Source organism: Tsukamurella strandjordii (assembly GCF_039525985.1).
Lineage (GTDB): Bacteria > Actinomycetota > Actinomycetes > Mycobacteriales > Mycobacteriaceae > Tsukamurella > Tsukamurella strandjordii.
Genome location: NZ_BAAAII010000008.1, coordinates 125225 through 137673, shown reverse-complemented (window position 1 = coordinate 137673; position 12449 = coordinate 125225). Strand labels below are relative to the sequence as shown.

At 71.1% G+C, this 12449-nt stretch carries 14 protein-coding genes; 4 read left to right on the top strand and 10 right to left on the bottom strand.

What is annotated here, in order from left to right:
- Positions 1-6: 6 nt before the first annotated feature.
- From ABD108_RS15230 to ABD108_RS15220, 3 genes are read right to left on the bottom strand one after another with little or no spacing between them, the layout of a single operon-like run.
- A complete protein-coding gene (locus ABD108_RS15230; RefSeq protein WP_343930720.1) occupies positions 7-1470 on the bottom strand; it encodes a flavin-containing monooxygenase in 1464 nt (487 codons plus the stop codon).
- Positions 1467-2396: a patatin-like phospholipase family protein gene (locus tag ABD108_RS15225; protein WP_343930719.1), complete on the bottom strand. Its 930-nt coding sequence runs from the start codon at positions 2394-2396 to the stop codon at positions 1467-1469. Before ABD108_RS15225 ends, ABD108_RS15230 begins: the two co-directional genes overlap by 4 nt.
- A complete protein-coding gene (locus ABD108_RS15220; RefSeq protein WP_343930930.1) occupies positions 2393-3286 on the bottom strand; it encodes an SDR family oxidoreductase in 894 nt (297 codons plus the stop codon). The genes ABD108_RS15225 and ABD108_RS15220 overlap by 4 nt, the downstream gene beginning before the upstream one ends.
- 96 nt (positions 3287-3382) lie before the next feature.
- On the opposite strand from ABD108_RS15220, the gene ABD108_RS15215 reads away from it, so the two are divergent.
- Positions 3383-4012 (top strand): TetR/AcrR family transcriptional regulator, encoded by a 630-nt coding sequence (locus tag ABD108_RS15215; RefSeq protein ID WP_220657120.1) that lies wholly within the window; start codon positions 3383-3385, stop codon positions 4010-4012.
- Positions 4013-4019: 7 nt separating this feature from the next.
- Here the strand turns inward: ABD108_RS15215 and ABD108_RS15210 are convergent, their stop codons facing one another.
- On the bottom strand, positions 4020-4163 hold the full coding sequence (locus tag ABD108_RS15210; RefSeq protein WP_220657119.1) for a hypothetical protein: 144 nt from the start codon (positions 4161-4163) through the stop codon (positions 4020-4022).
- Positions 4164-4326: 163 nt separating this feature from the next.
- Here ABD108_RS15210 and ABD108_RS15205 point away from each other — a divergent pair, with 163 nt between their 5' ends.
- Together ABD108_RS15205 and ABD108_RS15200 are read left to right on the top strand one after the other, a co-directional pair.
- The gene (locus ABD108_RS15205; RefSeq protein WP_220657118.1) at positions 4327-5625 is read left to right on the top strand and encodes a lipase family protein; all 1299 of its coding nucleotides are present in this window, start codon (positions 4327-4329) and stop codon (positions 5623-5625) included.
- A 38-nt stretch (positions 5626-5663) separates the two neighbouring features.
- Positions 5664-6221, top strand: coding sequence for a YdcF family protein (locus tag ABD108_RS15200; protein WP_343930718.1), 558 nt, complete (start codon positions 5664-5666; stop codon positions 6219-6221).
- 8 nt (positions 6222-6229) lie between these two features.
- Here ABD108_RS15200 and ABD108_RS15195 read toward each other — a convergent pair whose 3' ends face one another.
- The 4 genes from ABD108_RS15195 to rfbC form a co-directional block, all read right to left on the bottom strand.
- A complete protein-coding gene (locus ABD108_RS15195) occupies positions 6230-6607 on the bottom strand; it encodes a hypothetical protein (RefSeq protein ID WP_343930717.1) in 378 nt (125 codons plus the stop codon).
- A complete protein-coding gene (locus ABD108_RS15190; protein WP_220657115.1) occupies positions 6604-7053 on the bottom strand; it encodes a hypothetical protein in 450 nt (149 codons plus the stop codon). The genes ABD108_RS15195 and ABD108_RS15190 overlap by 4 nt, the downstream gene beginning before the upstream one ends.
- Before the next feature lie 5 nt (positions 7054-7058).
- Positions 7059-8579: a sugar transferase gene (locus ABD108_RS15185; RefSeq protein ID WP_305112583.1), complete on the bottom strand. Its 1521-nt coding sequence runs from the start codon at positions 8577-8579 to the stop codon at positions 7059-7061.
- A 157-nt stretch (positions 8580-8736) separates the two neighbouring features.
- The gene (gene rfbC, locus ABD108_RS15180; protein WP_343930716.1) at positions 8737-9291 is read right to left on the bottom strand and encodes a dTDP-4-dehydrorhamnose 3,5-epimerase; all 555 of its coding nucleotides are present in this window, start codon (positions 9289-9291) and stop codon (positions 8737-8739) included.
- 52 nt (positions 9292-9343) lie between these two features.
- Here rfbC and rfbA point away from each other — a divergent pair, with 52 nt between their 5' ends.
- Positions 9344-10216, top strand: coding sequence for a glucose-1-phosphate thymidylyltransferase RfbA (rfbA, locus tag ABD108_RS15175; RefSeq protein ID WP_343930715.1), 873 nt, complete (start codon positions 9344-9346; stop codon positions 10214-10216).
- Here rfbA and ABD108_RS15170 read toward each other — a convergent pair.
- Together ABD108_RS15170 and ABD108_RS15165 are read right to left on the bottom strand one after the other, a co-directional pair.
- Entirely contained in the window at positions 10161-10847 is a 687-nt protein-coding gene (locus ABD108_RS15170) for a DUF1361 domain-containing protein (protein WP_343930714.1), read from the bottom strand. The two genes, rfbA and ABD108_RS15170, sit on opposite strands and share 56 nt — an antisense overlap.
- 45 nt (positions 10848-10892) lie before the next feature.
- Positions 10893-12317: a hypothetical protein gene (locus tag ABD108_RS15165; protein WP_343930713.1), complete on the bottom strand. Its 1425-nt coding sequence runs from the start codon at positions 12315-12317 to the stop codon at positions 10893-10895.
- Positions 12318-12449 lie beyond the last annotated feature (132 nt).

The following is a 12449-nucleotide window of genomic DNA, read 5'->3' as shown; positions in this document are numbered from 1 at the left end:
AGCAGGTCAGGGCGTCCTGGCGGACACCCGGAAGTCGCGGTCATCGGGGGTGCTGAGCATCTCCACCATGGTCGCGCGGTCGAACGGCCACAGATCGATGCTGCCGCCCTCGGTGAAGTACCAGGAGTTGCACCCGGTGTTCCACACCGTCGGGCCCATCGCCTCCGCCACCTGCCGGTTGAAGCCGGCGGTCGCCTCCTCCGTGACCTCGACCGTCGCGATCTCGCCGCGCCGGAAACGGTCGAGCCACTGCGCGATGTACTTCGCGGTCAGCTCGGCGGAGAACTGCAAGGAGATGGAGCCGGTCGGCGAGTTGGGGCCGAGCACGGTGAACAGGTTCGGGAAGCCGGGGATCGCGGTCATCCGGTAGGCGCGCGGGCCGTCGGCCCAGGCATCGTCGAGCGTGATCCCCTCACGCCCCGTCACCTGCATCGGCCGCATGTAGTCGTGGGCGCGGAAACCGGTGGCCAGCACCAGGACATCCGCCGGATGCAGCCGTCCGTCGGCGGTCCGGACGCCCTGGCCGGTGATCGCGGTGATGCCCTCGGTCACCAGTTCCACGTTCTCGCGTTGCAGGGCACGGTAGTAGGTGCCCGAGACCACCTGGCGCTTGCACAGCGGCTCGAAATCGGGTGTGAGCTGTGAGCGGAGTGCCTTGTCGCGCACCTGTGCCCGGAGCGAGAGGCGGGCGTAGGCCTGCACCGTGCGGCGCCGCCAGGAGGGCGTGGTCACGATGTCGGCCAGGATGCCCGAGCCCCAGAGCAGGCCCCGGTGCACGGCGTCGAGGGCCTTCGGTGCGCGCTCGAACAGCGCCGTGATCGCGCCGAACTGGGGGATCCGCATCGGTGCCCACAGCACCCACTGCGGCGAGCGCACGAAGTGCGTCACCGACCGCGCCCCCGGTTGTAGCGCCGAGACCACCTGCACCCCGGTCGATCCGGTGCCGATCACGGCGATCCGCTTGCCGTCCGTGACGAGCTCGTCGTCCCAGCGTGCGGTGTGCACCACGGTGCCGTCGAAATCGGCGAGTCCGGGGATGTCGGGGATCGCGGGGTTCTGCAGCACACCGGTGGCGCACACCACGAAGTCGGCGGTGATGCTCTCGCCGGTGTTCAGGGTCAGCGCCCAGGTACCGGTGGCGTCGTCGAACTCCGCCGCGAGAACCTCGGTGTTGCACCGGATCCGATCGCTGAGGCCGAGCTCGTCGACCACGTCCCGGTGGTAGCGCTGGATATCGGGACCGGTGGCCCAGATGCGTTCCCAGTCGGGCTTCGGGGCGAACGCGAACTGATAGATCTGCGAGGGCACATCACAGGTGAGTCCGGGGTAGTGGTTCCAGTACCAGACGCCACCCACATCGGCGCCCTTCTCCAGTACCACCCAGTCGGTGAATCCCTGCTGCTGCAGTACGTGCGCCGCCGAGATGCCGGCGACACCGGCACCGATGATCACCACGCGCGGTTCGGTCACCGGGTCACCGCCTCGCCGGACAGTGCGCGCCGCACGGCCTCGGGTGCGGTGCGCTGCGCGGAAGCGAAGGCCTGCGCCCGCTTGCCCCGCGCCATGAAGTTCGCGCCGAGCCCGGCGAGATCGGCAGCGTCGGGCGTGATCACGGTGACCCTCTGCCCCCGGGCCCGGGCCACCGCCACCTCCCGCCAGAAGACGGTGGACATGGGCCGGCGCAGCACGGCCTGTTCGAGCAGTCCGCCCAGGCCGGGACCGCGGACGCCGGGCGCCGAGGCCATCGAGACGATGGCGTAGATCTCGTCGGCATCGTCGGGGCCCACCAGATCGAGCGAGGCGGTGGAGGCGGCACCGCCGTCCACGAAGGTGCGGCCGCCGATGGTGACCGGCGGCATCCAGGCGGGGATGGCCCAGGACGCGCGCAGCGCCTCACCCGCCGTGGCCGACGGTGCGCCGGGCGACCCGAAGGCCACGCGCTCGCCGGTCGCGGGTTCGTAGGCGACGAGGCGCGCCCGGTCGGGGACCGGGGCACCCGGGCCGAGCGTCGAGTCCGCGAGCTCCTGCAACCAGCTCGCGTCGCCGCGACCGCGCGGCGCGATGCCCGTGAGGGGCGCGTGACCGCCGGTGCGGCTCCACAGCGTGGAGGGCTGGGAGGGGAGCGAGAAGGGGATGCGGGGCAGCGGTGCCGGGGTCGCGGCGAGGTGGCGGATCAGCACCGGGTCGTCGGTGCTCTCCTCCTGCATCGCCACCAGATCGTGCGCCGAACAGCCGCCGGAGAGCATCGTCACGATCTCGGCGCCGGCCGAGGTTCCCTGCAGCACAGCGGCTTCACGGGGATCCCAGTCGAGCTGATCGGCCAGCGCGGCGAGGGCGGCCATGGTCCAGGCGCCGCCGATGGTGCCGCCGCAGCCGATCACCAGGGCGCGGCTCATCGGGTGGCCTCCTCGGCGTGTGCGGAGGCGTGCCGCTCGATCCGGTCGGTGTAGGCCTTGCGTGCCGAGCCGTCCACATCGAGCGCGCGGCGGTCGCCGGCGAGCCTGCGTGCGAGCCGCTCGACCGGCTCGGGGACGAAGGCCTCCACCAGGCTCCAGCCCGGTGCCACCCACTTCGGCACCGAGGTGCGGGCCGCGCGGGTGCGCAGCGTGTCCAGGATGGCGGCCGCGACGTCCTCGGGGTCCACCGTGGGCAGGGCGCCGCCGAGCTGCGCGCCCGAGGAGAGCTCGGTGCGCACCGCGGCGGGCAGGATCGCGCAGACCGCGACGCCGGTGCCGTCGTACTCCCGGCGCGCCCCGAGTGAGGCGCCGAGCGCGGCGAACTTGCTGGCGTTGTAGGTGAGCATGCCGGGGATCGGGATCATCCCGGCCATCGACGCCACGTTCACCACGTGGCCGCGGCCGCGGGTCACCATCGACGGGATGGTCGCGCGCATGCCGTTGAGCATGCCGCGCACGTTCACGTCCAGGATCAGGTCGGTGGTGGACTCCGCCTCGGTCTCGAAACGGCCGAGCGGCATCACGCCCGCGTTGTTGACGAGCACGTCCACCGGGCCCGAATCCGCTGTCACCTCGGAGAGGAAGGCGGTCCAGGATGCGCGGTCGGTCACGTCGAGGCGGCCGGCGTGCGCGCCGGGGATGCCGCGGGCGGTCTCGGCCGCCACCTCGGCATCGACATCACCGATCCACACCGTGGCCCCCTGCTGGGCGAACAGCCGCGCGGTGGCCGCGCCGATGCCGCGCGCGCCGCCGGTGATCACCACCACGGCACCGTTGAGGTCGGGGCGGCGCTTGCCGCCGATCGGGAGTAGGCCGTTCCATGCCGCCATCGCGAGTCCTTCCATCGGGTCCGCACGGACCATTCAAAACCCACGGTATCTGAATACTGGTGGTTTTTGAATACCGGAGGGCGTTATCCTTTTCGCATGGCGAGGCTGACCCGGGCGGAACAACGCGCGCAGACCCGTGCTGATCTGCTGATCGCCGCCCGCGAGCGATTCCTGGCCGTGGGCTACGCGGCGGCCAGCCTCGACGACATCGCCGATCGGGCCGGCTACTCCAAGGGCGCCGTCTACTCGAACTTCGTCGACAAGCCGAATCTGTGCCGCGAGGTGCTGCAGGACCTGCACGAGGAGAAGGTCGCCGAGATGGCGGCGCTCATCACCGGTCCGGGCGATCTGCAGGACCGCATCGACGGCCTCGCCGAGTGGGTCGAGCGCACCGTGGGCGATGTGGGCTGGACGATGCTCGAACTCGAGTTCGTGACCGTCTCCCGCAACGATCCGAAGCTGCGGGAGATGGTGGTCGAACTCCGCACCGCCGCGCATCGCACGGTGGTGGACATGCTGCGCGGCCTGCTGGGCGCCGACGACGAGGACATCGACGTGGCCGAGGCGGAGGCGGAACTCTACGAGCTGGAGGCCACCGCGGATCTCCTGCTCAGCGCCGGTATCGGGCTCGGCATCCAGCGCGCCGTCGATCCCACCCTGTCCGCCGAGCCGGTGATCGACACCATGCGCAGCACCCTGACCCTGCTCGCCGCGGGCGTGCGCTGACCCGGAACTAGAGCAGCACCAGATCCTCGCGGTCGACCGCGACGGCGCGGCCGTCGTCGAGCTTCACCGAGACCGCGTCCTTCTCGGTCCGGAGCACCGTTCCGTAGGTCAGCGCCTCGTCGCGGAGCTGCACTCGATCACCGGGGGTCATGGCGGTCACCTCTTCTAGATGTCGGAATCAGCAAAGCTAGCCGGTGGAACGGATTCTTGAGGCCGGTTCATCGGATGTTCACCATCGTTGAATGGGACAGATTATTCAGATCTGTCCCAAAGCCGTGTATGGTCGCACGGACCGCCGAATCAGGAGGACCGATATGACGGCCGTGAGCACGCGCCTCGAGACCGCCGAGCAGTGGCCCGCACCCGCGGAGCCGCAGCAGGTGGGCGTCGATCCGTTCTTCGACGCACCCGCGGGCTTCGCGGAGGCCCCCGTGGGCACCGTGCTGCGCTACCGCGACGTCACCGTCGGCTTCCTGGGCCGGATCAAGCAGCGCGTGCGCGCCACCCAGCTGCTCTACCGCACCGTCAACATGCACGGCGAGCCCGAGGTCACCGTGACCACTGTGATCGCGCCCCGCCGCGGCGCGAAGCCCGGTGCCCCGCTGGTCTCGTACCAGTGCGCGATCGACTCCCTGCACCCCAAGACCTTCCCCTCGTACGTGCTCCAGCACGGCGTGCGCACCGAGGACGCCTCGTTCCCGCAGATCGAGTACCTGTTCATCGCCGCGGCCGTCGCCAAGGGCTGGACCGTCTCGGTGCCCGACCACGGCGGCCAGACCGGCCGCTGGGGCATCCCCCGCGAGCCCGGCCACATGGTGCTCGACGGCCTGCGCGCCTGCCTCGCGCACGCCCCGCTCGACCTCGCGCCGGACACCCGCATCGGCGTGTGGGGCTACTCCGGCGGCGGCCTGGCCACCGTCTGGGCGGCGGAGACCGCACCCACGTACGCGCCCGAGCTGAACCTCATCGCCAGTGCCGTGGGCGCCCCGGTCTCCGATCCGGGCAACGTTTTCGTCTACCTCAACAACACGCTCTTCACCGGGCTCCCCACCCTCGTGATCGCGGCGCTCGCCCGCGAGTACCCCACCCTGCGTGAGGTGCTGGCCGAGCACGTGGACGACAAGGGCCGCAAGCTGTTCTACGAGGACGCCCTCGAATGGTCGCCCGAGCGGGCCATCCGCAAGATGGCGCACAAGGACTTCGGCTACTACTGCGATCTGCCCTTCGACGAGATCGCGCGGCTGCCCAAGCTGCTGGAGATCTTCGACGACATCCGCCCCGGACAGTCGGCCCCCACGGTGCCGATGCTCGTGGTGCAGTCCACCAAGGATCAGATCTCCCCGGAGCAGGACGCCGCCGCGCACGTGGGCCGCTACGCCGCCGGCGGTACCCACGTCGAGTACCGCACCGACCAGTGGAGCGACCACTTCTCCATGCACTTCATGTCGGCGCCCCTGCTGCTCGGCTGGCTGGCCGACCGGCTCGACGGTAAGCCGGCCGGAGCCGCCGGGCACCGGCACAGCCGCTCGATCATGGCCTCGCCGAAGCAGATCGGCCGCACTCTGCGGCTGGTGGGCACCGCGGCCCGGGTGGCCGCGGGCGGCCGGTTCTGATTCCTCCCCGCCGCTGAGCTGCCGGTAGTCTGGCGGCCGTGTCGAAGATCAAGATCGCGATCTGGAGTACGGCCGTGCTCGTGGTCGTGGTCCTCGGCGTGGTCGCGGCCGTCGGCTACCCGATGTTCGGCAAGGCCAAGGAGGATCCGCTCGAACGCGTGGACGCGGTGGTGGTCCTCGGCGGCGAACACGACGGTCGCGAGCAGTACGGGATCGATCTGGCCCGGGAGGGCTACGCGTCCACGGTCGTGCTGTCGAACCCGTACGAGTCGCACGATCCGGTGATGGCCCCGCTGTGCGATCGGCGGATCGACGGGATCGAGGTGCTGTGCGAGGTGCCCGATCCCTCCACCACCCGCGGTGAGGCCCTGTTCACCGAGCGGCTCGCGAAGGAACGCGGCTGGAAGAAGGTGATCGTGATCAGCTGGCGGTACCACCTGCCGCGGTCCCGCTTCATCTTCGGTAACTGCTTCGCCGGGGAGACCGTGATGCGCGCGGTGCCGCGTGGCTACGATTTCGGCCCCGCCGATTGGGAGCTCATCTACCTCTACCAGAGCTTCGCCATGCTCAAGGCCACCGTGCAGGGCGGCTGCTGACCGCGGGCTCAGCCCACCCGGGGCAGCTTCACGTACGCCAGGCCCAGCAGGTCGAAGGCCAGGTAGCCGAGCATCGCCGCCGCCACCGAGGCCCCCACGATCACCGCGACCGCCGCCGCGGCCCGCACCGGGCGCTCGGCGCGCACCAGGCACCACGCCAGCGCCGCGAAGGAGACCATCGTTCCGCACAATCCGGTGAGGAAGGCCCCGACCGGGGAGGCGTGCGCCGCGGCGCCCGCCCGGGCGATCGCCCCCAGCGTCATCGATGCCGCCGCGACCAACAGCAGCAGCGCGGTGGCGCGGTTCTCGGGCGAGAGGCGGGCGCTGCGGTAGGCGACGATCGCGCCCAGCGCCCCGCCGGCCGCGGCGAACGCGGTGACGATCACGAGGCCGCACCGTCCGTGTCGACGGCGTGCGCCTCGGGGCCGCCGGACCGCCGGGTGAGGGCGGATGCCGCGGAGTAGCCGGCGACTCCCGCGATCAGCGCGACCACGGGCGTGCCCACCAGGAAGACGGCGCTGCCGATCCCGGCGTGCACCGTCAGGCCCACCGCCGCATAGCTCGCCACCGGCGTGATCCCGCAGAGCAAGCCGATCACGAGGGCGCGGGGAAGGCGGGGCAGCCGGGCGCCGGCGCCACCGAGGAGCGCACCCGCGGCCAGGCAGCCCGCGCCCACGAGGAGCAGGGTCACCAGTGGGAGGCTCGCGGCGCCCTGACCGGTGTCGTCGGCGTGCGTCTGCACGTAGTAGGTGATCGCTGCGCCCACCGCGCCACCGGCGGCGACCGCTGCGCTCTCGGACCGCGTGGCGCGGGGGATAGGACTGTCCGGCATCCGGTTCAGTATGCGCCGCTCGACCTGACGACGGTCCGCACGGTGCGCGCGACGATCGACAGGTCGGTGAAGATCGACCAGTTCTCCACGTACCCCAGATCGAGGCGCACGGACTCGTCCCAGGACAGGTCGGACCGCCCGCTCACCTGCCAGGCACCGGTGATGCCGGGCTTGACCAGGTGCCGGCGGCGCATCACCGGCGGGTACTGCGCGACCTCGGCGGGCAGCGCCGGCCGCGGACCCACCACGGACATCTCACCCGTGAGCACGTTGATGAACTGGGGCAGCTCGTCGACGCTGTAGCGCCGCAGCAGCCGGCCCACCCGCGTGACCCGGGGATCGTCGGGGATCTTGAACAGCACGCCGGCACCGACGTCCTTGTCGGCCAGCGTGTCCCGGTACCTGTCGGCACCGTCGACCATGCTGCGGAACTTCACCATGCGGAAGGTCCGGCCGCGCGCACCGACGCGTTCGGCCCGGTAGAACAGCGGGCCGCGGGAATCGATCTTGATCGCGATCGCGACGGCCACGGTGAGCGGCAGGGTGAACAGCAGCGCGGCGAGCGCGAAGACGATGTCGAAGGCGCGCTTGGCCAGACTGTCGGCCCGGCGGTGCTGCGGTCGGGCGATGGACAGCATCGGCATGCCGCTGACCGCCTGGTACAGCACCCGGTGTCCGGCCACGTCCACCACGCCGGGGGCGAGCACCAGCTCGACCTGCTTCTCGTCCAGTTCCCAGATGAGCTTGCGGAGATCGCCGGGGCCGAGGGTGTCGGTCGGGGTGAGCGCCACGGCCCGCGCGCCGGTCCTGTCGATCGCGGCGAGCAGGGTCTGATCGGATCCGATCACGGGGACCGTTGTGCCATCGTCGAGCGGGACCACCTCGTGCAGCTCGGACTCGCTCTCGGGCAGGCAGATCCCCACCACCTCGGCGCCCGTGCGCGTCTCGCGCAGCAGTGCCGCGGCGGTGGCCCGGCTGGCGTAGTAGCTGCCCACCACCAGCGTGGGGGTGCGGAACTGCCGGCTGTCGTGGGCGCGGACGCGGCGTCCCCACAGCAGGCGGCACAGCAGCACGCCGCCCAGGGCGACCGGGAACGAGGCCTGCATGACGGACTGCAGGAGCGGGGTGTGCACGTAGGCCTCGACGATGGCCGTGATGCCGAAGACCACGATGGTGGCCTGGATGACGTGGCGGTACTCGGCCGAACCCAGCCGCAGCAGCGGCACGGCGAGGGCGCGGGAGCTGCTCAGCGCACCCACCCAGATCGCATGGATCGCGAGGATGATGATCACCGAGGCCAGCGGGGCAGCGCCCGCGCGGATGGCGGCGGCGATCCCGGAGGCGGAGGCGACGGCGGCCACGACCAGATCGTCGGTGAGGACGGCGCCCCGCGGCAGGCTCGGGGTGGTGGTGGAGCGGTCGCCCGGTGCCGGCGCGGAGAAGGGCGCGGTCTCGGGCGTCGGGGCAGGGGGCTGACCAGCGTGCACGGCTGCGCCACGGGTGGTCTCGGCGGATAGTTCCGTCATTGGTCGCGCACCTCCGTCCGCTGGTTCGAGGCGGGCCCGCTCGATTACCCGCGTCACGATACCTTGTGCAATCGCGTTGCAGAACACCCCGGGGTTGATCCGAAGTTGCGGCCTTGAGCAGGCCTTTCGGACCCCTATCTAAGTGGGATCGCGCTGATCAGCGCAGACGCTCGACGAGGTCTTTCCACGAGCCGGCGGCGGCATCGCGAGGTGAGATCAGTGTCACAGGTAGCGGCCAGTGAATCCCTAAACCTGGGTCGTTGTAAGCCACCGCCAGGTCCTCTGTCGGATCGTGCGGGCAGTCGATCCGGTAGCAGACATCGGCCACCGGCGTCAGCGCCTGGAATCCGTGCAGGAAGCCCGGCGGTACGTACAGGTGGTGGAAGGCGTCGTCGTCCAGCCGGAAGGTCGCGTGCCTGCCGAAAGTGGACGAATCGGGCCGGATGTCCACGAGCACGTCCAGCACGGCGCCGTGCGCGCACCGCACCAGCTTCGCCTCGCCCCGCCCCGAGCGCCCGTGCATGCCCCGCACGACGCCGGCGTGGGACCGCGATTGCGAATCCTGAACGAAGCTCGCCGAGGCCCCCGGCCGCCCCAGGTGGGCGTCGAAGACCTCCGCGTCGAAGGTCCGGGTGAACAGTCCCCGCTGATCGCGGAACGGCTCCGGGATCAACAGCACCACGTCGTTGAGGTCGGTCTGCTCGATGCGCACGCAAACATGGTGTCATGCGCGCCGCACAGGCCATCTGAGGCACGATGGGCGAATGCGCGGAATCATCCTGGCCGGCGGCGCCGGCAGCAGGCTGCATCCCATCACCTTGGGCGTGAGCAAGCAGCTGGTCCCGGTGTACGACAAGCCGATGATCTACTACCCGCTGTCCACGCTGCTCCTGGCCGGGATCTCGGACGTGCTGGTGATCACCACCCCGCACGACCGCGAGGCCTTCACCCGGCTGCTCGGCGACGGCAGCCAGTTCGGCATCGCGATCACCTACGCGGTGCAGCCGGAACCCGATGGTCTGGCGAGCGCCTTCCGCATCGGGCGCGAGCACATCGGCGGCGAGTCGGCCGCACTCGTGCTGGGCGACAACATCTTCTACGGCCCCGGGCTGGGCTCGCAGTTGCAGCGCTTCTCCGGCATCGACGGCGGAGCGGTCTTCGCCTACCGGGTGTCCGATCCCGAGCGGTACGGCGTGATCGAGTTCGACGCCGACGGCACGGCGCTCTCGCTCGTGGAGAAGCCGGAGCACCCGCGGTCGAACTACGCAGTGCCCGGCCTGTACTTCTACGACAACGACGTGGTCGAGATCGCGGCCGGCCTGAAGCCCTCGGCGCGCGGCGAACTGGAGATCACCGATGTGAACCTCGAGTACCTGCGCCGCGGGAAGCTCCAGGTGGAGGTGCTGCCCCGCGGAACGGCCTGGCTCGACACCGGAACGGTGGATTCGCTGCTCGACGCGGGCACCTACGTGCGCACCATCGAGCAGCGGCAGGGCCTGCGGATCGGGGTGCCCGAGGAGGTGGCCTGGCGCCGCGGTTTCCTCACCGACGATGAGCTGCGCGTGCGCGCGGAGCCGCTGGTCAAATCCGGATACGGCGCGTATCTACTGAATCTCCTTGCCGCGGAGCGGAACTAGATACCGAGGGCGTCAGCGACCAGATGGTCAGGTAGGCCAGACCGTAGAAGGCCGCGACGGCGAAGGCCACACCCGTCGATTCCACGTGCGCGAAGGGTGAGCCGATCCATCCGAAGGTGGCTGCCACCACGTCGTCCGGGCGGGTCACCAGGTCCCACGAGTTCCACCGCTGGAACCGGCCGATCACCACGCCGATGGCGCACAGCGCCACCGACAGCGCCACGGCGAGCCAGCCCCACCGGGCGCCGAACTCACGCGTGAGCCGCCGGTGCACCAGGAGCAGCGAGATCACGCCCAGCAGGATGCCCGTCCACGCCGCGAAGCCGTACTGCAGCACGTGCCGCCACAGGTTCGCGCCCTCGCCGAGGTGCACGAGGTCGGTCACCAGGTACGGCGAGTTCGGCAGGAAGGCGAGCCAGCCGAGGCCGAGGGGCACGAGCCACGCGCGGCCGCGCACCGTCGCGAAACCGATCGCGCACACCAGGGGGATCCAGGCCAGGAAGAGGTTCCACACCAGGAACCGGGTCGGATAGAACAGCGGTGCCTGCGGGTCGCTCACGCCGAGGGCGACGGTGAGCGCGGTGGTCGCGAGCAGGGACGCCACCAGGAGGACGCCTCGGGCCTTGGTCATCGGACCAGTGTGCCCGGTGCGCGGTGGTGTGCGCTGCGGCCGCGGTCAGGGGGCTGTCGTGGTGGTGGTCGGGGCGGGTCGGGTGGTCGTGGTGGTCGCCGGTGGCGTGGTCGTGGTGGCCGAGGGCCGCGGGGTCCGGGACGTGGCCGACGGTGCCGTGCGGGTGGGCTCGGTGGTCGTCGATTCCGGTGCGGTGCTCGACGCTGTGCCGGTGCCGGTGGCAGACGTTCGTGTCCCGGAGCCGCCGGTGGCCGGGGCGGTCGTGGTGGTGGTGTCGGCGCTCGGGGCGGTGGACCGCGAGGTGGATTCCGACGTGGTGGACGCCGACGTGGTCGACTCCGAGGTGGTGGACTCCGACGTGGTGGACGTGGACGCAGCACGGCTCGTCGCGGACGTGGTCGTCGCCGTGGCGGTGCGCACATCGGCATCGGCCCCGTACACCTGCGCGAGATCGGCGCGCGAGCCGCTGTACAGGGTGGCGCCCTTGATCGCGGCGGCCGTCGGGATCAGCACGGCGGCATCGGTGTTGGGGTTCTCCGGCAGGCGCTGACCCGGGGTGGCGGTCACCAGCTGCACCCGGCCGTCCGACGGGATCCCGGCCAGCGCGACGCCCGGGTAGGCGGGCGGCGCGATGTAGGTGGTGGTCGACGTGGCGGTGGCGTAGCCGGGGACCCAGGGGGCCACCACCCGCGACTGATCCCGGGCCACCACGGGCCGGCCCGGGGTCACCGCCCAGACCGGGTAGTACGCCTCCGCGCGCCGCTGCGGGTTCGGGCGGGCGTACGGATTGCGCGGCAGGTTCAGCCCGATCGAGACCGAGATCAGCGGCTGCGGCTTGGGTTTGCTCCAGGTGGGCGGGTACACCCACATCACCGGAACGTCGGGCCGGAAGTCGCGCTCGAACCACGGCGTGGGCCACGACGGCCGCTCCCAGGGCTTGGGCTGGCCCGGATGCCAGGGCCGCACGCCCAATTGGCGTCCGTACACCGTCCAGCAGGTCTGCGTCTGCACCTCGGTGCTCGCCGCCCAGTCGTTCCAGCGCCCCGTCTCGCAGATCTGCCGGAACGCGGCGATCTGGTAGGGCGTGTACCGCCAGGGGGCGGTGCCGGTGGGCCGCTGCAACTGCGGCGGCGGCGGAGTCACCTGATCGGGTGCCACGGGCAGGCCGGGAATCTCGGGAGCCTTGGGGTAGTAGACCGTGGTGTCCCCGGACGTGGCGGTCACGGTGCCCTGCTGCAGGCCCGCGTTCGCCACCGCCTGAGCGGGGACCGGATCGCCCACCATGGACACCCCGGCCTCGGGGACCGGCACACCGTCGGTCTGCCAGGCGCCCGGGTTGGCGGTGAACCGGTCGCCGGTCACCGGGCTCCACGAGATCGGGCTGTCCTTCTCCTCGCCGGAACCGCAGGAGGCGACAGTGGTGGCGGCGAGGACGGCGACGAAGGCCGCGCCGAGTTTCCGTGCGTGCATGGGTGATCCGATCCGTTCGGGCTGGTACGTCGCGCGGATTCGTCACGCCTGCCGGCCCGCCGCAGGGCGGACCGCTTCGCCCACTGAAACACGGCGTCCCGTGCCGGTCAAGTTCCGTCGGTAGGATCGCAA